General features: G+C 60.4%; 19 protein-coding genes. 7 read left to right on the forward strand and 12 right to left on the reverse strand.

Annotated elements, in window-relative coordinates; genetic code table 11:
• Nucleotides 1-31 precede the first annotated feature (31 nt).
• From OQ287_RS12865 to OQ287_RS12875, 3 genes are all read left to right on the forward strand, one after another.
• Entirely contained in the window at nt 32-1,168 is a 1,137-nt protein-coding gene (locus OQ287_RS12865) for a patatin-like phospholipase family protein (protein WP_265896698.1), read from the forward strand.
• 53 nt (nt 1,169-1,221) lie between these two features.
• Nucleotides 1,222-1,965 carry an acetoacetate decarboxylase gene (locus OQ287_RS12870; RefSeq protein WP_265896699.1) on the forward strand — a complete coding sequence of 248 codons (744 nt, stop codon included), beginning with the start codon at nt 1,222-1,224 and terminating at the stop codon, nt 1,963-1,965.
• A gap of 90 nt (nt 1,966-2,055) precedes the next feature.
• Nucleotides 2,056-2,859, forward strand: coding sequence for a 3-hydroxybutyrate dehydrogenase (locus tag OQ287_RS12875; RefSeq protein WP_250938651.1), 804 nt, complete (start codon nt 2,056-2,058; stop codon nt 2,857-2,859).
• Between the two features lie 110 nt (nt 2,860-2,969).
• Here the strand turns inward: OQ287_RS12875 and OQ287_RS12880 are convergent, their stop codons facing one another.
• The gene (locus OQ287_RS12880) at nt 2,970-3,251 is read right to left on the reverse strand and encodes a hypothetical protein (RefSeq protein WP_265896700.1); all 282 of its coding nucleotides are present in this window, start codon (nt 3,249-3,251) and stop codon (nt 2,970-2,972) included.
• A gap of 17 nt (nt 3,252-3,268) precedes the next feature.
• Nucleotides 3,269-5,182, reverse strand: a complete 1,914-nt coding sequence (locus tag OQ287_RS12885; RefSeq protein WP_265896701.1) for an ABC-F family ATP-binding cassette domain-containing protein — start codon at nt 5,180-5,182, stop codon at nt 3,269-3,271.
• A gap of 68 nt (nt 5,183-5,250) precedes the next feature.
• Here OQ287_RS12885 and OQ287_RS12890 point away from each other — a divergent pair, with 68 nt between their 5' ends.
• Nucleotides 5,251-5,754, forward strand: coding sequence for a TIGR02444 family protein (locus OQ287_RS12890; protein WP_250938647.1), 504 nt, complete (start codon nt 5,251-5,253; stop codon nt 5,752-5,754).
• Nucleotides 5,755-5,820: 66 nt separating this feature from the next.
• A complete protein-coding gene (locus OQ287_RS12895; protein ID WP_265896702.1) occupies nt 5,821-6,531 on the forward strand; it encodes an FKBP-type peptidyl-prolyl cis-trans isomerase in 711 nt (236 codons plus the stop codon).
• A gap of 238 nt (nt 6,532-6,769) precedes the next feature.
• Here OQ287_RS12895 and pobA read toward each other — a convergent pair whose 3' ends face one another.
• A complete protein-coding gene (pobA, locus tag OQ287_RS12900) occupies nt 6,770-8,035 on the reverse strand; it encodes a 4-hydroxybenzoate 3-monooxygenase (RefSeq protein ID WP_265896703.1) in 1,266 nt (421 codons plus the stop codon).
• Nucleotides 8,036-8,164: 129 nt separating this feature from the next.
• On the opposite strand from pobA, the gene OQ287_RS12905 reads away from it, so the two are divergent.
• On the forward strand, nt 8,165-9,031 hold the full coding sequence (locus tag OQ287_RS12905) for a helix-turn-helix domain-containing protein (RefSeq protein ID WP_250938644.1): 867 nt from the start codon (nt 8,165-8,167) through the stop codon (nt 9,029-9,031).
• A gap of 11 nt (nt 9,032-9,042) precedes the next feature.
• Here OQ287_RS12905 and pcaG read toward each other — a convergent pair whose 3' ends face one another.
• The 8 genes from pcaG to OQ287_RS12945 all read right to left on the reverse strand — a co-directional run bounded on the left by pcaG (nt 9,043) and on the right by OQ287_RS12945 (nt 17,298).
• Nucleotides 9,043-9,690 carry a protocatechuate 3,4-dioxygenase subunit alpha gene (gene pcaG / locus OQ287_RS12910; RefSeq protein WP_265896705.1) on the reverse strand — a complete coding sequence of 216 codons (648 nt, stop codon included), beginning with the start codon at nt 9,688-9,690 and terminating at the stop codon, nt 9,043-9,045.
• Nucleotides 9,691-9,693: 3 nt separating this feature from the next.
• Nucleotides 9,694-10,431, reverse strand: a complete 738-nt coding sequence (gene pcaH / locus OQ287_RS12915; protein ID WP_265896706.1) for a protocatechuate 3,4-dioxygenase subunit beta — start codon at nt 10,429-10,431, stop codon at nt 9,694-9,696.
• Between the two features lie 118 nt (nt 10,432-10,549).
• On the reverse strand, nt 10,550-11,491 hold the full coding sequence (pcaQ, locus tag OQ287_RS12920; protein ID WP_265896707.1) for a pca operon transcription factor PcaQ: 942 nt from the start codon (nt 11,489-11,491) through the stop codon (nt 10,550-10,552).
• 207 nt (nt 11,492-11,698) lie between these two features.
• On the reverse strand, nt 11,699-12,874 hold the full coding sequence (gene pcaDC / locus OQ287_RS12925) for a bifunctional 3-oxoadipate enol-lactonase/4-carboxymuconolactone decarboxylase PcaDC (RefSeq protein WP_265896708.1): 1,176 nt from the start codon (nt 12,872-12,874) through the stop codon (nt 11,699-11,701).
• Between the two features lie 56 nt (nt 12,875-12,930).
• Entirely contained in the window at nt 12,931-14,136 is a 1,206-nt protein-coding gene (gene pcaF / locus OQ287_RS12930; protein ID WP_250938637.1) for a 3-oxoadipyl-CoA thiolase, read from the reverse strand.
• A gap of 29 nt (nt 14,137-14,165) precedes the next feature.
• On the reverse strand, nt 14,166-14,969 hold the full coding sequence (locus OQ287_RS12935; RefSeq protein WP_265896709.1) for a CoA-transferase subunit beta: 804 nt from the start codon (nt 14,967-14,969) through the stop codon (nt 14,166-14,168).
• Complete coding sequence (locus OQ287_RS12940) at nt 14,966-15,793, reverse strand: CoA transferase subunit A (RefSeq protein WP_250938633.1); 828 nt, start codon at nt 15,791-15,793, stop codon at nt 14,966-14,968. Before OQ287_RS12940 ends, OQ287_RS12935 begins: the two co-directional genes overlap by 4 nt.
• A 167-nt stretch (nt 15,794-15,960) precedes the next feature.
• The gene (locus OQ287_RS12945) at nt 15,961-17,298 is read right to left on the reverse strand and encodes a class-II fumarase/aspartase family protein (protein ID WP_265896710.1); all 1,338 of its coding nucleotides are present in this window, start codon (nt 17,296-17,298) and stop codon (nt 15,961-15,963) included.
• Between the two features lie 129 nt (nt 17,299-17,427).
• On the opposite strand from OQ287_RS12945, the gene OQ287_RS12950 reads away from it, so the two are divergent.
• Complete coding sequence (locus tag OQ287_RS12950; protein ID WP_250938629.1) at nt 17,428-18,219, forward strand: IclR family transcriptional regulator domain-containing protein; 792 nt, start codon at nt 17,428-17,430, stop codon at nt 18,217-18,219.
• A gap of 6 nt (nt 18,220-18,225) precedes the next feature.
• On the opposite strand, the gene aroQ is transcribed toward OQ287_RS12950, so the two are convergent.
• Nucleotides 18,226-18,657 carry a type II 3-dehydroquinate dehydratase gene (gene aroQ / locus OQ287_RS12955; protein ID WP_265896712.1) on the reverse strand — a complete coding sequence of 144 codons (432 nt, stop codon included), beginning with the start codon at nt 18,655-18,657 and terminating at the stop codon, nt 18,226-18,228.
• Between the last annotated feature and the right edge of the window lie 16 nt (nt 18,658-18,673).

Here is an 18,673-nt window from a genome sequence, read left to right on the forward strand (position 1 = left end):
CGCCACAGTGTGCTGCGCTCGGGAGGGTCTGATGTCGCGGGCAATGAATATCCTGTTATTGCAGGGCGGAGGCGCTCTGGGGGCCTATCAGGTAGGTGTTTACGAGGCGCTGAACCGGGCAGGCATACGACCTGACTGGGTCGTGGGTACCTCGGTGGGCGCGCTGAATGGGGCACTGATTGCCGGTGGCGACACCGAACACAGCCTGCAGCGTCTGGAAGCCTTCTGGGAAGAGATTGCCCAGCCCGGCCACAGCTTCGGCCCGCAGAGCGACAGAATGGAGAGTCAGGCCGCACGCTATATGGCACTGACCCGCGGCGTACCGAACTTTTTCACGCCTCGCCGCCCCTGGTCGATTCCACTGTTACACCCCAACGGCACATTGCCCGGGTTCTATGACACCTCGGCCCTGCGGGCCACCCTGAATCGGCTGGTGGATTTCGATGCCCTGGGCACTCGCAACTTTCATGATGGCATCCGATTGAGTGTCGGCGCCGTCAATGTTGGCAAGGGGGAACTGACCTACTTCGATAGCCACCATCACTCCCTGAATGCCGAACACATCATGGCCAGCGGTGCACTTCCTCCCGGCTTTCCGCCGGTAGAGGTTGACGGCGAGCTCTACTGGGATGGCGGGCTCGTCTCCAACACACCGCTTGATTATGTACTGGAAGAAGAGCAGCCCGGCAGCAACCTGCCCGTCAACTGCTACGTGGTGGATCTCTGGCACGCTGCCGGACCGGCGCCCTCGACCATCATGGAAGCCATCAATCGGGAAAAGGACATTCAGTACGCCACCCGTGCAGGTCAGAACGTGCACTTCCTGAAGCGTATTCATGCCCTGAAGGCCGCCATTCGCACCCTGTCCCACCACCTGCCCGAAGAAGTACGTCACACCTCCCAGATCAGTGAAATCCTGAAACTGGGCCTTCAGCAGCCGGTCAATATCGTGCGATTGCTGGCACCGGTACGAGAGCAGGAAACCGCACAGAAGGACATCGACTTTTCCTGGTCAAGCATCGTCGCGCGCCGACAGGCAGGTCACGATGACATGACCCAGGCCCTCGACATCTGCCCCTGTCACAAGGACCCGGTCAGCGATGACATCGGCGCCCGCGTCTGCAGTTTTCGCAGCAACAGGGATGGCCAGCTGGTTGAAGAATCCTGAGCACCGGCCAGTGGGCCCCTGCCCGACCGGATCACGAAACACAGGAGCATGTCATGAAAAAAAACCCTTCCCTGCCCGAGCACAGCGTTGCCATGCCCTGGGACTGCCCCTCCTATCCACCGGGCCCCTATCGGTTCGTGAACCGGGAGTTTTTCAACATCACCTACCGCACTGATGCCCAGGCCCTCCGGCGAGTACTGCCGGAGCCACTGACCTTCGATGAGCCGCTGGTGAAATTTGAATTCATCAACATGCCGGATTCCACCGGTTTCGGGCAGTACGTCGAGTCCGGCCAGGTCATTCCCTGCCTCCTTGAAGGAAAGGCCTACGGCTATCAGCGCGCCATGTATCTGGACGACCACGCGCCCATTGCCGGGGGCCGGGAACTGTGGGGGTTCCCCAAGAAGCTGGCCACCCCGCGGCTTTCGATCATGCATGACACCCTCACCGGCACGCTTGAATACGCCGGCATGCCGGTAGCTCAGGCCACCATGGGGTTCAAGCACCGTGCTCTGGATACGAACAGGGTTCGCCAGGACATGCTGGACACGCCCACCCTGCTGTACAAGCTGATTCCCCATGTCGATGGTAGCCCGCGCATTGCTGAACTGGTGGAAGTCGGCCTGGAGGATCTGGTGATCAAGGGCGCGTGGGAAGGCCCGGGGCGCCTGCAACTGTATGAACACGTCTTCGCCCCGGTCGCGGATCTGCCGGTGCGGGACATTGTCAGCGTTCAGCACATCCTGACTGACCTCACCCTGCCCTACGGCCGGGTAGTACACGACTATTTAGCCTAACCTGATATTCTCGAAACGGTGCCGGGATGCCCCGCGCGGTTTCATTCCAGTACGGGCACGACGCGCCCGACCATCGCCAAGGAGAGCCATATGTCAGCCTACCCCGCGCAGGACCGCCTCAAGGACAAGGTCGCCCTGATCACCGGCGCCGCCAGCGGCATCGGCAAGCAGATTGCTGTTTTATTTGCGGAACAGGGCGCAAGGGTCGTGATTCTCGACATGGACAAGGACGCCGCCGACAAGGCAGCGGAGGATATCGGACGCGCGGGCGGCACCGCGCTGGGCGTTGCAGCCAACGTGACGGATGAACAGGAAGTAGAAGATGCCTTCAAGGCCGCCATCGACCAGTTTGGCCGGCTGGATATCATGATTGCCAATGCCGGCGCCCAGCATGTCGAACCGATCCACAAGCTTTCCTACGCCAACTGGAAGAAGGTGACCGATGTCCAGCTGGATGGCAGCTTCCTGTGCACCCGAGCGGCGTTTCGCCAGATGATGACTCAGAAGGAAGGCGGCTGCCTGCTGTATATGGGCTCGGCCCACTCCCATGAGGCCTCGGCCATGAAGTCACCCTACGTTACGGCCAAGCACGGCCTGCTGGGGCTGTGCCGCACCATGGCCAAGGAAGGTGCCCAGTACGGCATCCGTTCAAACACCATCTGCCCGGGGTATGTAAAAACACCGCTGGTGGAAAAACAGATCCCCGATCAGGCGCGCGAGCACAACATGACCGAAGATGAAGTCGTCGAGAAGATCTTCCTGAAGGACACCGTGGATCAGACGTTCACCACCGTCGAGGACGTGGCAGAAACAGCGCTGTACCTGGTGACCTTCCCGTCCAACGCGCTGACAGGCCAGTCCATTCTGGTAAGCCATGGCTGGTACATGCAGTAAGTCAGGGCCTGATACGACAGGGGCGCCCCATGGGCGCCCCTGTACGGTGATCACGGGACATGTGACTTACCGCCGCAAACGGGATGATGTCGCGCCATGCCACAGACGCTCTAGCGTCCGGTCTGCTCAAGCCCCTGATACTGGAACGTGATGGCCCTGTTGGCTACGAACTGCGCCTGTATCGATCGCTTGCGGTCACCCCATACACAATTGGAAAACCCCATGGCACCAGTACATTTTTCACCCTCACCCAGCACAGCCTCCACCTCGGCACGGGTCATGCCCGGGCTTAATCGCTCATAGTTGCTCATCGTCAGGGTGTCATTGGCGCAACCAGCCAGCAGAACCAGCACGCCTGCCAGCCACCACGTCCCTCGGCTTCTTGTCATCATGGTTCCTTCTCCCTGTCTCAGGAGGCATCCAGCGTATCAGCATAGGCCTCAAGCGCCTCTTCGGCATCAAGCCAGGCCTGCTCACTGGCGTCCAGTTGTGTCTTGAGCTCCCCCTGCCGAGCCAGCAGCCGGTTCAGCTCATCCTTGCGGCGGCTATCGGTATAAAGCGTGTCATCTCCCAGCGACTGCTCCAGCGCATCAAGGTCCTTCTGCAGCGCGACCATGGTCTTTTCAGCCTTGTCGCGAGTGTTCCTGAGCGGGCGCATCCTTTCACGCAGCTCGGCTGCGGCCTTGCGAGCCGCCTTCTTATCCACCCGCGGCTCGGCAGCGCCGGAAGACGCATCAGCGGTACTGCGCGTCATTTCACGCTGCTTGAGCCATTGACGGTAGTCTTCCAGGTTTCCGTCAAAGGCCGTGACTCGCCCATCCGCCACGCACCAGAACTCGTCAACGCTGGCGTTCAACAGATGTCGGTCGTGCGAAACGATCACGACAGCGCCCTCGAACGCTGCCAGCGCCTCGGTCAGGGCCTCACGCATGTCCAGATCAAGGTGGTTGGTCGGCTCATCGAGCAACAGCAGGTTGGGCCGTTGCCAGGCAATCAGTGAAAGGGCCAGGCGCGCCTTCTCGCCACCGGAAAACTTGCCCACTTCACTGAAGATATCGTCCCCCTTGAACCCGAAGCCCCCGAGGAAATTGCGGATATCCTGATCACTGGCGCCAGGCGAAAGCCGCTGAATGTGCATGAATGGGCTGGCCTTGATATCCAGGGCTTCCAGCTGATGCTGTGCGAAATACCCCAGCACCAGGTGTTCGCCTTCCACCCGCTTGCCATTGATCAAGGCCTGATCACCGGTCAACGACTTGATCAACGTCGACTTGCCCGCTCCGTTGGGGCCCAGCAGACCAATGCGCTGCCCAGGCGCCAGCGTCAGACGTACCTGCGACAGAATTGCCGTATCAGCATATCCCAGCTCGGCATGATCCAGCGCCAGCAGGGGATGAGAGGTCTTGTCGGCACAGGGCAGGGTGAACTGGAACGGAGAATCGGCACGGGTCGCGGCAATATCTTCCATTCGCTCGAGCATCTTGAGTCGACTCTGCGCCTGACGAGCCTTGGTGGCCTTGGCCTTGAACCGTGCAACAAACTGCTCGATCTCGGCCCGACGCGCCTCCTGTTTGACCCGCTGCGCCTCGCGCTGGGCAATCTGCTCGGCACGCGTGCGCTCGAACGTGGAATAGCCACCGCGATAGAGCACCAGGGTACCATGATCAAAATGCAGAATATGGTTGCAGACCGCATCCAGAAAGTCGCGGTCATGAGAGATCAGCAGCAGCGTGCCCTCATACCGAACAAGCCACTGTTCCAGCCACAGCAGGGCATCCAGATCCAGGTGGTTGGTCGGCTCGTCAAGCAGCATCAGGTCCGAGGGCATGAACAGGGTCTTGGCGAGATTGACACGCATCCGCCAGCCACCGGAAAAATCGCTGAGCGGAGCCCGAAGCTGAGGCTGGGTAAACCCGAGCCCCATCAACAGCTGTTCGGCCCTGGAGCGGGCGGTATACCCGTCCAGCGCGTCAAAGTGGCCGTGCAGTTCGGCTTCCCGATGGTTGTCACCGGCCTCACGGGCCACTTCAAGCGAGCGCTCGACCTCTCTCAGTGCCGGGTCGCCGTCCATGACCACTTCAATGATCGGCCGATCCAGGGCATCAAGCTCCTGGGCCATGTGGGCCATGCGCAATCCGTTGGTATAGTCGATACTGCCCTGATCAGGCGTCAATTCGCCAAGCAGCAGCTTGAACAGGCTCGATTTGCCGGCTCCGTTGGGGCCGACAATACCTACTCGGCTGCCATCGTTGATGCGAACATCGGCACTGGTAATCAGCGGCGTCCCACCGCGTTGCAGCGCCAGTTGTCGAAATGCAATCATGTTCTCTCCACGGCGTTCATACGTTCCACGCCCCGAAAGGCGGGGGCGGGACTATTCTGAGGCGATAAATGACCGACCATTCTACGCAATTGTGGCACTACGCGCTGCGCTTGTACGCGAAAGACGGTGTTCAGGCCCTGTGTCTGGATCTTCAGGAGAATGCCGGCCTTGATGTCTGCGAACTACTGTGGCTTTGCTGGCTGGACCAGCAGGGTCTGACCCTGAACAACGACTGGGAAGCGGCACTGGCGGGCGTACGACGCTGGCAGCATGACATGACCCTGCCACTGAGGCGCTGTCGCCAGGCCCTCAAGGGCACGGCAGCTCACTCGCCACTGGCCCATGGAATACGTGAACAGCTCAAGGTGGATGAGCTCGACAGTGAGCGCGAGGCCCTGACCCGGCTGGACGCCCTCAAGGCGCAGGAAAATGCCGTCCGCCGGAAGGCACATGGCGAGTCACTGGAAACCTCACTGGCCCGCTGGGCTCCAGGCCTGTCGCTGGACAGTCGCAGACTGGTTGCCCGAACACTGGCGCAAATTCAGCCTCATGCGGAACCAGGAACATCCTGATACAGTCACATCACACATAAATACCAGTATTCCGTACTGGTCTGGTTGCATCAACGAGGACGTTTCATGAAAAAACTGGCAGGCGCGTTACTTATCGGCACACTGGCAAGCACCACGGTATGGGCGGCAGATACCCCGTCATCCCTGACAGACGATCAGGCAAAACTGAGCTATAGCGTAGGCGTTACCCTGTCTCGCAGCCTCAAGCAGGACATGGACAAGGTAGATGTAGATGCCCTGACCCAGGCCATCAAGGACGTCTATTCAGGCAATGACCTGAAAATGTCCGATGAGCAGATTACTCAGACGCTGACCAGCTATCAGAAGAAACAGATTGCTCAGCAAAAGGCCGAGCAGGAGAAGGCCGCCACACAGAACAAGCAGGCCGGTGAAGCCTTCCTGAAGGAAAATGCAGACAAGGAAGGCGTAAAAACCACCGATTCAGGCCTTCAGTACAAGGTGATCAAGAAAGGAACCGGGCCACAGCCTACCGCCGATGACACCGTCAAGGTCGATTACGAAGGCACCCTGATCGATGGCACCGTCTTCGACAGCTCCTACAAGCGCGGCGAACCCGTCAGCTTCCAGGTCAACCAGGTGATCCCGGGCTGGCAGGAAGCTCTCAAGAACATGCATGAAGGTGCCACCTGGATGCTGTATGTTCCCGCCGATCTGGCTTATGGCAGCGCAGGTACCGGTGGCTCGATCGGGCCGAATGAAACCCTGATCTTCAAGGTTGAGCTGCACAAGGTCACGCCGGCCGACCAGGCACAGTAACCGAGTTATCAACCGGTGGCGGTCATGCCGCCACCGGCCTCCCCCGCCCTGTGGATAACTTTGTGAGCAACCCGTAATAATCACGACAGGTCAGTGAATTTCGCCCTGCCGGTTTGCTGAACACATGGTCAACATCCCTATCCCATTACTGCCACTTTAAGCTTAAGCACCTGTAATCGTTGTGATTTTTTGACGCACCTATTGACAGGCCATCTTGACAACTACCAGCATGAGCCAATTAACTGCCAGAACAGACTTTTTTTGCTGTCAAGGGCTCTTGTGGATAGTTTGGTGAACTAAATTTATTGACAACCTCGCTGGAGAGCAGTTCACCGTAGGGAAGTCCCACATAGTTTTCAGCAATGGAAGCAAGTCCCGCGACCGAATCGAGCATGTAACTCAACTCGATATCCTTCATCCGCTGCGCAAAACCATCGTCTTCCGGAAAGGAATGCAGTGTATTGGTCATCCACCATGAAAAACGCACCGCCTTCCAGACACGATCAAGGCAGGTAGGCGAGTAGGAAGGCACCAGATCCTTTCGCCCATGGTGATAGACCTGTACCAGTATCCGGTAGAGCACCGACACGTCGCTGGCAGCGAGGTTAAGCCCCTTTGCCCCGGTAGGCGGTACAATATGCGCCGCATCCCCGACCAGAAACAGACGGCCATACTGCATCGGTTCCGTGACCTGGCTTCTAAGCGGTGCGATGCTTTTTTCGATGGAGGGTCCGGTAACAAGCGCCTCTCCCACCTCGGCAGGCAACCGGTGTGACAGCGTGCTCCAGAAACGGTCATCCGACCAGTCTTCGACCTTCTCATCGGCATTGACCTGAACGTAATACCGGCTGCGGGTGGAAGAACGCATGCTGCACAGGGCAAAGCCATCTGCATGACGCGCGTAAATCAGCTCCTCATGCACAGGGGGAGTATCCGACATCAGCCCCAGCCATCCGAAGGGATAGACCTTTTCAAACAGTGACAGCCTGTCCTGCGGTATAGACCGGCGCGACACGCCATGCGCGCCATCACAGCCGGCAATGTAGTCACACTCGATGTGCAGTGTCTCCCCCTGATGGACAAGCGTAACGGATGGAGCATCACTATCGATATCGTGAAGCCTGACCTCGGAAGCCTCATAAAGGCTCAGGGCGCCACTGGCCCGACGTGCCTCCATGAGATCCCGCGTTACCTCGGTCTGGCCATACACTGTCACGTGGCGCCCCTGAGTATAGTGAGCCACATCCACCCGGCGCAGCTGATCGTGATGCGCAATGGCAAACCCGCCGTGCACCATCCCCTCGTCCATCAGACGCTGGCCGACCCCGGCCTCCTTCAAAAGTGACGTCATCCCGTCTTCAAGTACACCGGCGCGAATTCGTGACAGCACGTGGGCTTCGCTTCGGTGCTCCACAATGACGGCATCAATGCCCTGTCGATCAAGCAGTTGACCCAGCAACAGCCCGGAGGGACCTGCTCCGATAATGACAACCTGTGTTCGCATATGACATTCTCCCTGTAATTACTTGCATTTTTCAGGGATAAAGACGGTAAATTAAGAGCCTTTTTCGCTATTAACCAGCACATATCGCGGATCTGCAGTCCACTTTAGTGGCAGTCCGTCGGGAGGAAGATGAATCGCCCCGATGAGGTACCCGTTTTTTCACTGTACGGTGAACGGCTACAGTGGCCGGTCGACGATCTGCTTCACTGTGAATCGATCTTCGCCCGCAGCCGTCTGCACGATTTCAATATTCGTGCCCATCGCCACATGGACTTGATGCATGTGTTACTGCTGGACAGTGGTCCGGTCTCGCTGGGCATCGATCAACGACGTCATCAGCATGACGGCCCGCTATTGATCCGCGTCCCGCCGCTGGCGGTACATCATTTCAGATTCAGTGCCGAGACCCGAGGCCATATTCTGACGCTGTCAGCCCCGATGATCGCCAGGCTGCGACAGCGCCTCCCCGAGGCGGCAGGCTGGCTGGATGAAGGAGGCTGGACCGCGCTGTCACCGTCATCGCCGGTCCTTGAGCTGCGCGACGAGATCCGGCGGGAATTTGAAGGGCGCGCCCACGGGCGCGAAACCATGATGGATACCTGGCTGTGTGCCCTGATCGGCAAGGCCTGGCGACTCGACATGCCACGCCGGCAGGCCCGGCGTCAGCCGGCAAGCCGAGCCGAACAGCATCTGGCGCAGTTCCAGCACCTGATTGACGCCCGCTTCCGAGCCCGCCCTACCATTACGGTGCTGGCACAGGAGATGGGCATCAGCGCATCACATCTGAATGCCCTGTGCATAAAACATACCGGCCGGAGTGCGCTGGCCCTGCTCAATGAACGCACCCTTCTGGAAGCCAGGCGCGAGCTGACCTACACCAGCATGAGCATTACGTTAATTGCCGAACAGCTGGGATTCGACGAGCCCGGTTATTTCGCCCGCTTTTTCAAGCGTTATACCGGCACCTCGCCGTCCCGGTTTCGTCAGCGAGGCTGATGCTTCGCCGCTTAAAAATCAAAGAAGACCGTTTCCCCCTCGCCCTGAAGACGAATATCCAGCCGGTAACAGGGCACGCCATGCCGCTCCCCGTCCCGACGGGCAATCATTGTCTGACGACGCTGCGGTGACTCCACGGCGTTCAGCACCGGACAGGAGGCATTGGCCTGTGCTTCATCCTCGAAATAAAGTCGTGTATGCAAGGCCAGATTGATACCCCGGGCAAACAGGCTCAGCGCCACGTGAGGCGCCATCCACTGGCCGCGACTGTCCTTCACGCATCCGGGCTTGATCGTATCAAAGGACCACTCCCCGTCACTCAGAACATCCGGCGCGGCACGGCCAAAGCCGTTAAAGGCGTTGGTCGGGGAATATTCGTCACAGTACTCACCGCGGGCATTCGCCTGCCACGCCTCGACAAAGATGTCCCTGACGACATCACCATTGCCGTCAATGACCGTCCCGACCAAAGCGATACGCTCCCCCTCGGCCTCCTCCGTCGCCAGTTGATTCCATATTTCCATATCACGCTGCGGCAGCCCGGCGACCGACAGGGCAAGCCCGATATGCACATACGGCCCGGCCGTCTGGGACGGCGTTTCACGAAACATCAAATCCCCGGCACGGGCGATGGCAGAGAGTGGTTTGAGCTGACTCATGGCTTATCCCTGTGATTCAAAAAACGTTTGAAATTCGCCGCGCGTCACAATATCGAAACGATAAGCCAGTGCATCCATGGGCCGGCTGCGCTCCAGATCCAGACGCGCGGTAAGGCTTTCTACCGCCTCGCGGTCATTCAGGGTCTGCACGATAGGGCAACGGGGAATCAGCGGATCACCCTCGAAATAAAGCTGCGTAATCAGACGCGTCGACAGTGAAGGCCCCATGATGGAGACGTGAATGTGTGCCGGTCGCCAGTGATTGACACCATTGGGCCACGGATAGGGACCCGGGCGGATGGTGCGGAAGCGATACCAGCCCTGCTCATCGGTCAGGGTGCGCCCCACGCCACCAAAGTTCGGGTCCAGCGGGGCCAGATACTGATCCTTCTTGTGGCGATAGCGGCCGCCGGCATTGGCCTGCCACATCTCGACCAGCGTGTGCGGCACCGGTTTTGCGAACTGATCCACGACCCGTCCGAAAATGATGATCCGCTCCCCGATCGGTAGCCCATCCTGCGGCGTACCTTCTCGATAATTCAGCAGTAGATCGTTGTCGTGGGGGCCCAGATCAGCCCGGGAAAATGTCGGCCCGCGCAGCTCGGTAGCCGTCGGATGCTGCAGGCTGACCAGCGACTGCCGGGGTGAACGCGCCACCGAGGTCTTGTAGTCTGGTGCGAAGGCAGGCGGATGCCAGCGGCGATTTCGCTCGACGAAGCGACGTGAAGGGTCAAACGACATGACAGACTCCGGAATCGATGAAGGCGCCTGGCGCCATGGTCATCCTCCATTGTGCCTGCCCGCCCTCCCCCGACAATTGAATTCATCGCCGGGGGTTATAACCGGTGGGCTATATTCGTCAAAGGTCCAGGGCGGAGGTGTCATCCGTGTCCGCCAGCGCCTGCTGGCAGAGAAACCGGCGTAACGCTTCGGCACCCGCCGTCAGCGGCAAGGAACTATTGATGCATAGCCCGACCGAACCTCCCCGGGACTCAAGGGTCACTGGCAGCCGACACAGGGGTGTCGCCCCCGGTGCAGGAGAAATGGCATCCAGCGGCGCCAGCCACAGGGCATCACTATCCAGGCAGTAACGGCGACTGAGTGGCAGCGACAGGGTCTCCAGCATGATGCGGGTCGGGGCGGCGCCCTGCTCGACCCAGAACTGCTCGACGCGTTCACGCAGGGTGGTGCCCACCGGCGGCACGACCCATGGAAAGTCATTCAATACAGTGGCGGTCAGCTCCGCCTCCGCCATCCCCACCAGTGGATGTCCGGGCCGCACCACCATGACCAGCGGCTCGTAATACAGGTGCTCAAAGCTCAGATCCCGTATTTCGCGGGCATCACTCATTCGGCCGACCACAAGGTCCAGCTCTCCCTGCCGCAATCGTGACAACAGGAAGGCACTCGGCCCGGTGGTGACCTGAAGACGCAGTTCAGGCCATGCCCGGTGAAGGGCCACCAGGGCACGAGGAAGGAAGCCCGCTTCCACCGATGACAGCGCCCCCAGCCGGACCACGCGCCCACGGGCAATCTGCCCAACGGCCTTCACGCCCTCCTCCAGGCTCGACAGGGCCGGCCCGGCGTGACGCAATAGTGCAAGCCCGGCCGAGGTCAGCGCCATGCCCTGTGGGCTGCGCTCAAACAGGGAGGTGTCGAGGATCTCCTCCAGCTCACGAATTGTCTTGGACAGCGCTGGCTGGCTGATCGACAACGCGTGAGCCGCCTTGACCAGGCTGCGCCGGCGGGCCACCTCCTGAAAGGCGCTCAAATGGCGCAGCTTGATACGCGACGACATCATGGGAATGTTCCTTTCAAGAATTCAACTGCAACGCGGTGAAGCAGCAATATAACCCTGCCAGGTCGCGCTCATTGTGCTGACCGACAGCAAAAAGCCCGCCAGAACAGGCGGGCTTCATGACGTCAGTCATGACACGCCGGGCCAGAAGATCATGCTTCCGGCACACCGGCGCTCACATCAGCCGAGGGTATCAGAAAGTGGCCGCGTTTATATCTGTTCGCCCCAGCCGTGCTCCTTCGCCATTTTAAAGGCGTGATTGGCCGCCGGAACTCCTGCATATACGGCCACATGTGTCAGCGCCTGACGCAGCTCCGCTTCAGTTACTCCAGTACGGTGAGCGGTATCAAGGTGCAGTGCCAGCTCGCCATCACGTCCAAGGGCTGCCAGCACAGCGAGGGTAATCAGACTACGATCACGGTGGGACAGGTCGGTATTGCCCCACAACTCCCCCCAGGCCAGACGCGTAATCATCTGCTGAAAGGGCTGATCCAGGCTCGTGGCATTATGTGACGCACGCTCGACGTGAGCCTCTCCCAGCACCTGCCGACGAGTCGCCAGACCCGTGTCGTAATCCACCCCGCCGGATCCGATGTCGGCCCCGGAAGGCAGTAACCAGGCCGTCAGCCAGTCGACAAAACGATCGGGGCACTCTACCGATGGAACATGTGCAATCCCCTCAAAGGTCTCCAGGGGCGCACCGCCCAGTGCCTCGGAAAGGCCTTTCAGGGTTGCCGGGGGCGTGGACAGGTCATTGTCTCCGGCCAGCAGCGCCACCGGTGTCTCATGACCCGACAACGCCTTCGAAAAGTCGGTATCGCCCAGCATCAGGCTCAGCTGCGCATAGCTCTCCGCATCCGTCCTGGCCAGCTGAACCTGCCAGCCCGCCAGAGTGGCTGTCTGGTTGCGACGGAAGGAGTCCGAGAACCACCGGGCCGTAATTTCCGGTGCCATGGCATGAAGGCCTTCTTCCCGTACGCGCCGTGCACGGGTCTGCCAATTGGCCGGCGTGCCGATCACGGCACCGGTATTGGTCAGGGCCGCCCGGTCAAGCCGCTCGGGGGCGTCACACAGCAATGCCTGCCCGATCACCCCGCCAATCGATGTTCCCGCGTAATGGTATTTCGGAACATCAAGATGATTCAGGAGCGCCCGCACATCGGCGGCCAGCTCGGAGGGCGTTATTTCGCCTGTCACCGGACTGCTGCCCCCGTGCCCCGGCAGGTCCCAGGTAATCAAACGAAATCGGCGGGACAGGCGAGGAATCACCTCATCCCAGACGGCCTGGCTCATCCCCAGCGGATGGCCCAGGACCAGTGTCGGCAAGGTGGTGCCGCCACTGTCCCGGTAGGCAACCGTACGGCCCTGATACTCGAAAAAAGACATGTCTGCTCCCTGTGTCAGTCAATGTGCCGGTTCTGAATCCACCGTGCCCCCCGAGGCTATACCCGTTCAAGCACGACGGCGATGCCCTGACCAACACCAATGCACATGGTGCACAGTGCGTAGCGCCCGCCGGTGCGAGTCAACTCATGCGCCGCCGCCGATACAATCCGTGCACCGGACATGCCCAGTGGATGGCCCAGTGCGATGGCACCTCCGTTCGGATTGACCCGTGGGTCATCTGCGTCGATCCCCAGCTGCTGCATACAGGCCAGTGCCTGGGAGGCAAAGGCCTCGTTGAGTTCAATGACATCCATCTGATCGATACTCAGCCCCAGCCGTCTGAGTACGCGCTGGCTGGCCGGCACGGGCCCCATGCCCATGATCCGCGGTTCGACACCGGCCGTGGCCATGCCCAGCACTTTTACCATGGGCGTGAGGTGGTAACGGGAAAGCGCGGCCTCCCCGGCAACAATCATGGCCGCCGCACCATCATTGACGCCGGAGGCATTGCCGGCCGTCACGGTGCCCCCCTCGCGAAACGGCGTCGGCAGCTGACCGAGCCGTTCAAGCGTCGTTTCCGGACGGGGATGCTCATCCCTGTCGATGACCAGGGCCTGCTGACGACGCCTGGGCACCTCGATCGGCACGATGTCCTGTCCAAGCCGACCACTTTCCAGCGCCGACCGGGTCTTTTGCTGTGATCGGAAGGCAAACAGATCCTGGTCTTCGCGAGAGATGCGAAACTGTGCGGCCACGTTTTCGCCGGTTTCAGGCATCGACTCGGTGCCATAGAGCGCTTCCATCACCGGGTTGATAAACCGCCAGCCAATCGTGGTGTCTTCCAGTTGCTGGCCCCGCGTAAAGGCGCTGTCGGCCTTGCCCATGACATAGGGCGCCCGGGACATCGACTCCACGCCACCGGCCAGCATCAGCTCGGCCTCACCGGCACGAACAGCCCGTGCCGCAGTGCCGATGGCGTCCATGCCGGAACCGCACAGCCGATTGACGGTACCGCCCGGAATCGTGGTGGGCAGACCGGCCAGCAGCAGTGCCATGCGGGCAACACTGCGGTTGTCTTCCCCCGCCTGGTTGGCGCACCCCAGGATCACATCATCGATCGCCGCCGGATCAAGGTCAGGACAGCGTGCCACTACCGCCTTCAACAGATGCGCCGCCAGATCATCCGGCCGCACCGTGGACAGACCGCCACCAAACCGCCCTACCGGTGAGCGCAGTGGCGAACACAGAAAGACATCGTTCATGATCAGGTTCCTTGTATCAGCGCCAGCACTCAGACGGTATCGCCGGCATGGTGGCGTTCGGTACGCGCCTTGAGTGACCGCAGCACCTCGATTTCTTCAGCGGTCGGTATGGCCGTGGTCTCCAGGGTGTCGGCAAAGCGGATGTCCCAGCCCGTGGCATCGATCACCTGATCACGGGTCACTCCCGGATGCAGCGCAGTCACCACCAGCTCATGGTCCACCGGATCAGGACGCATCACACACAGATCCGTAATGACGCGTGTCGGACCACGGCCCATGTGACGGGCGGTCTCCGGGTGCAGATTGTCCCGAGCGGTACCATCCCGACCAAAGCCGACCGTGGTAATGAAATCGACGTCCTTCACGAACGTGCGCCGGGACTGTTTGACCATCACGAAGACTTCCTTCGAGTTGGTCGCTATTTCCGGGGCACCCCCGCCTCCTGGCAGACGGACCTTCGGCTCGCGATAATCACCGACCAGGGTTGTATTGAGGTTGGCGTAGCGGTCAATCTGGGCCGTCCCCAGAAAGCCCACATCCACATGGCCGCCCTGCAGCCAGTACCGAAACATTTCCGGCACCGAGACGGTCGTCAGTGCGGTTTCGCACAGCTCACCATCCCCAATCGACAGAGGCAGCACGTCCGGCCGGGTTTGCAGGGTACCGGATTCATAGATCAGCACGGCCTCCGGCGCATGGGTCAGTCGGGCCAGATTCGCGGCTTCGCTCGGCAGACCAATGCCCACGAAACAGGTTGTGCCGTTGCCCAGCGCACGGGCTGCCGTCACGGTCATCATTTCCGACGGTGTGATATCAGCAAGCGGTTGGCTCATCGTGTGCTCTCCTCGGGGCGGGCGTTCATGACGTGATCATTCATCCAGGCAGCAAAGCTCTCCCTGTTCCGGGCGATGGCATCCCAGGTCTTGTAAAAGCCATTGTCACGTGGGTAGTAGCCATGAGCATACGAGGGGCTGGCGCCACGCTCGGCAACCACCACGGCGCTTATGGCCCAGCCGGGTATGATGCAGGCATTGGGATGTGTATCGAGCGATTCCACGATCTCCTCGACCGTGACGATACTGTGGGTTGCCGCCAGCACGGCCTCCTTTTGAACGCCGATGATGCCTTCGATCAGCACGTTGCCATGTCGGTCTGCCTTCTGGGCATGGATGACGGCTACATCCGGACGGATGGACGGAATGGCTGCCAGCTCCTCTCCGGTAAACGGACAGGTGATGGACTTGATCTGGTCATTGACCTTCGGCAGGTCACTGCCTACATAACCGCGCAGCACCGCCAGCGGCAAGCCGGCCGCTCCGGCTTCGTACGCGCAGGCCATGGCAGCGTGGCTGTGCTCGCGAATATCGAGCGGCACGGGATGATGATGCTCCACCGCATCACGCAGACGATGAAGCGAGCCAACACCAGGATTACCCCCCCAGGAAAAAATCAGTCGTTTGACACATCCCATGCCAATCATCTGGTCATAGATCAAATCCGGCGTCATGCGGATCAGCGTCAGCTCACGCTTCTGCTGACGGATGATTTCATGTCCGGCAGCGAAGGGAATCAGGTGGGTAAAACCCTCCATGGCTACCGTGGCACCGTTCTCAACGAAACGGGCCACGGCATCATGAAGGCTCAGGAACTCGGCCATGGGATCACCTATCAACTATGGGGAGGGCTACATTGTTCGCAAAACGAACATTAATTTTCCATACGAACAAACTATCCCCTTCGCGCCATGACGTCAAAGCCTGAAAAAAAGGGGCCTTGCAGGGCCCCGGTCATGCACATCAACTCATTTATCGGTTTTTCAACGGGTTAATGGGAAGATAGCCATGCATCCATCCGATCCACCTGAGCCAGACTGCTACCAAGGTAGGAGGCAGGTGCCACTACACGCGCCACATCGTCATGGGATATGTGTTGATTGACCCGTGCATCCTTCATCAGTACCGATGCCAGATCCTGGCCGGTGGTCTGCGCTTCAAGAGCCGCTTCCCGTGCCAGCGCCCGGGCCTCGGCGGCGGACATCACTTCCGATAGCAGCCGCGTGGCCGGCTCGGCCATGATGGCACCTCCAGTCAATTGAAGGTTGGCCTGCATCCGCTCCTGGTGTACTTCCAGCCCCTGAAGCAACGCGCACGTACTTTCCAGCGCACCTTCCAGCAGCGCCGCCATGGCCAGCAGCGGCTGCCATTCGGCGTGCCACTCTCCCAGACCGCGCTCAAGCGGGGAGGCGCCGGAGGTACTGATCAATGAGGCATCGGCGTGTATATGACGCGCCGCCGCACGAATGCGCGCGCAGGCGACGGGGTTGCGCTTGTGCGGCATCGAGGAAGACCCGCCGACGCCGTCTCCTGCCGGCTCGCTGAGCTCCCCGATTTCGGTCTGGCACAGCAACGCCACGTCCGTGGCGATCTTTTCAACGGCGACCGCCACGGCGTCCATCGCTCCGGCCAGCAACAGTATGGGCTGGCGCTGGGTATGCCAGGGCAGTATCGGCGCGGACAACCCGAGTCGATGCGCCATGTCGTCCATGATGGAAAGCCCGACCTCATCCAGCCCCGAATGCACACCGACGGCGCCCCCGAACTGCACCAGAAGATGGCTTGCCCGAGCCTCTTCAAGTCGCTCCCTGGCCAGCGCGAGACCATACAGCCACTGAGCCACCTTGGCCCCAAAACTGATGGGCAGCGCCTGCTGCATCAGGGTACGCCCTACCATTGGGGTTTCCTGATGCGCCATCATGACGTCACGCCCGGCAGACAGCGCGTCGCTCAACAGGGCCCCGGAGCGGGTCAACCGCGGCCTGAGCACCAGCATGAGCGCCGTATCCACCAGGTCCTGGCTGGTCGCCCCACGATGGAAGAACGGCACCAGTGCAGGAGGCAGCGCCGCCTTGCATTGGCTGACGAAGGGAATGGCCATATTGCCGCCATCCACACACCCCTGAAACAAATCGTCGGCATCAAGCGCCAGCGTTGAAAGCGCCTCACGCATCGCCTCGGCGGTATCCGGCGGAATGATACCTCGCGCCTGCTCGGCCTCTGCCAGCGCAAGCTCTACCGACAGCATGGCGTCGATCAGGGCCTCGGCTCCGCTTTCGCGAAGGGCTACCGTACTCATGAAGGGGTGATGCAACAGCCGTTCAAACATCCGATATTCTCCTTGCAGCAGGCAGGTCGTGGCCTGTTTCCTATCGAACCAGTGTTCGCTCAACGAACTATAGACAATCCCCCCCCTGCCGCTGCAAGCTTTCCGCATCGCAGGAAAGGAGAGCCTGACATGACAATGCCCTATCAAGACGACAGTATCGGCACGGATGACCGGGATTTCGTGACGGCTCTGGCCAGTGGGCTGGATGTCATTCTGGCATTTGACCAGGACCACCCACGCATGACCCTGAGCGAAGTAGCCGCTCGCACCGGCATGAACCGGGCACGGGCACGGCGCTTTCTACTGACGCTGCACGCCCTGGGGTATGTTCACAAGCAGCAGCGCCATTTCGAGCTGGCACCGAAAACCCTCCAGCTGGGCTACTCGTTTCTGTCCGCCAATGGCTACCAGAGCGTCATACAGCAGCACCTGGAACATATTACTCAAGTGACCGGTGAGTCTTCATCGATGGGAGTACTGGATGGGCTGGACGTGACCTATGTCGCACGCTCGGCAGCACGTCATCGGCTGATGGCCATTACCCTGTCGGTAGGCACAAGACTGCCGGCCATGGCCACGTCCCTGGGCCGCATGCTGCTGGCGCAGCTGTCAGATGACGCTCTGGATACCCTGCTGGCCCGGGCCGAACTGACGGCTTATACCGAACGCACCTTGACCGACCCGGCACGGCTGCGCGAGCAGATACTGGCGGCACGCCAGCAGGGATACTGCCTGGTCGATCAGGAACTGGACTCCGGCCTGCGATCACTGGCCATACCGGCCTTCAATACTCATGGCCAGCTGATCGGCGCCATCAACCTGAGCACCAATGCGGCTCGGGTAGATCGAGACACCCTGATGAACAGCTTCCTGCCCCTGATGCAGGAACGGGCCGCCATGATCGCCCGCCAGGTCAGCTGAGAAGAGTCATACCGTGCCCAACAGGCTCGCAAGCGCGAGGCGATAGCCCTGGCTGCCAAGGCCTGCAACAATGCCGTCCGCCCGGGAAGATACCCAGGAATGATGCCGGAAGGCTTCCCGCTGATGGATGTTGGAGAGATGGACTTCGATGACGCGGCCATCGAACGCTTTCAATGCGTCCAGAATGGCCACGGAAGTATGGGAATAGGCAGCCGGATTGATGATGATGGCGTCCACGCCATCGAGCCGCGCCTGCTGGATGGCATCGACCAGTACCCCTTCATGGTTGCTTTGCAGACAATCCAACGTCGCGCCAGCGGCAGTAGCCTGTCGGGTTAACGCCTGGTTGATATCATCCAGGGTTTCATGGCCGTAGATGTCAGGCTCGCGGGTGCCCAGCAGGTTCAGATTGGGGCCATGCAGTACCAGTATATTCATGTATTTTCCCAGGGTA

Origin of the sequence: Larsenimonas rhizosphaerae (assembly GCF_026240105.1) — a bacterium.
In the GTDB taxonomy this organism is placed as follows: Bacteria; Pseudomonadota; Gammaproteobacteria; order Pseudomonadales; family Halomonadaceae; genus Larsenimonas; species Larsenimonas rhizosphaerae.

Excerpts from the sequence above, each read along its gene's own strand:
- OQ287_RS12865 (WP_265896698.1), top strand. The coding sequence starts at position 32 with ATGTCGCGGGCAATGAATATCCTGTTATTGCAGGGCGGAGGCGCTCTG.
- OQ287_RS12870 (WP_265896699.1), top strand. The coding sequence starts at position 1,222 with ATGAAAAAAAACCCTTCCCTGCCCGAGCACAGCGTTGCCATGCCCTGG.
- OQ287_RS12875 (WP_250938651.1), top strand. The coding sequence starts at position 2,056 with ATGTCAGCCTACCCCGCGCAGGACCGCCTCAAGGACAAGGTCGCCCTG.
- OQ287_RS12880 (WP_265896700.1), bottom strand. The coding sequence starts at position 3,251 with ATGATGACAAGAAGCCGAGGGACGTGGTGGCTGGCAGGCGTGCTGGTT.
- OQ287_RS12885 (WP_265896701.1), bottom strand. The coding sequence starts at position 5,182 with ATGATTGCATTTCGACAACTGGCGCTGCAACGCGGTGGGACGCCGCTG.
- OQ287_RS12890 (WP_250938647.1), top strand. The coding sequence starts at position 5,251 with ATGACCGACCATTCTACGCAATTGTGGCACTACGCGCTGCGCTTGTAC.
- OQ287_RS12895 (WP_265896702.1), top strand. The coding sequence starts at position 5,821 with ATGAAAAAACTGGCAGGCGCGTTACTTATCGGCACACTGGCAAGCACC.
- pobA (WP_265896703.1), bottom strand. The coding sequence starts at position 8,035 with ATGCGAACACAGGTTGTCATTATCGGAGCAGGTCCCTCCGGGCTGTTG.
- OQ287_RS12905 (WP_250938644.1), top strand. The coding sequence starts at position 8,165 with ATGAATCGCCCCGATGAGGTACCCGTTTTTTCACTGTACGGTGAACGG.
- pcaG (WP_265896705.1), bottom strand. The coding sequence starts at position 9,690 with ATGAGTCAGCTCAAACCACTCTCTGCCATCGCCCGTGCCGGGGATTTG.
- pcaH (WP_265896706.1), bottom strand. The coding sequence starts at position 10,431 with ATGTCGTTTGACCCTTCACGTCGCTTCGTCGAGCGAAATCGCCGCTGG.
- pcaQ (WP_265896707.1), bottom strand. The coding sequence starts at position 11,491 with ATGATGTCGTCGCGTATCAAGCTGCGCCATTTGAGCGCCTTTCAGGAG.
- pcaDC (WP_265896708.1), bottom strand. The coding sequence starts at position 12,874 with ATGTCTTTTTTCGAGTATCAGGGCCGTACGGTTGCCTACCGGGACAGT.
- pcaF (WP_250938637.1), bottom strand. The coding sequence starts at position 14,136 with ATGAACGATGTCTTTCTGTGTTCGCCACTGCGCTCACCGGTAGGGCGG.
- OQ287_RS12935 (WP_265896709.1), bottom strand. The coding sequence starts at position 14,969 with ATGAGCCAACCGCTTGCTGATATCACACCGTCGGAAATGATGACCGTG.
- OQ287_RS12940 (WP_250938633.1), bottom strand. The coding sequence starts at position 15,793 with ATGGCCGAGTTCCTGAGCCTTCATGATGCCGTGGCCCGTTTCGTTGAG.
- OQ287_RS12945 (WP_265896710.1), bottom strand. The coding sequence starts at position 17,298 with ATGTTTGAACGGCTGTTGCATCACCCCTTCATGAGTACGGTAGCCCTT.
- OQ287_RS12950 (WP_250938629.1), top strand. The coding sequence starts at position 17,428 with ATGACAATGCCCTATCAAGACGACAGTATCGGCACGGATGACCGGGAT.
- aroQ (WP_265896712.1), bottom strand. The coding sequence starts at position 18,657 with ATGAATATACTGGTACTGCATGGCCCCAATCTGAACCTGCTGGGCACC.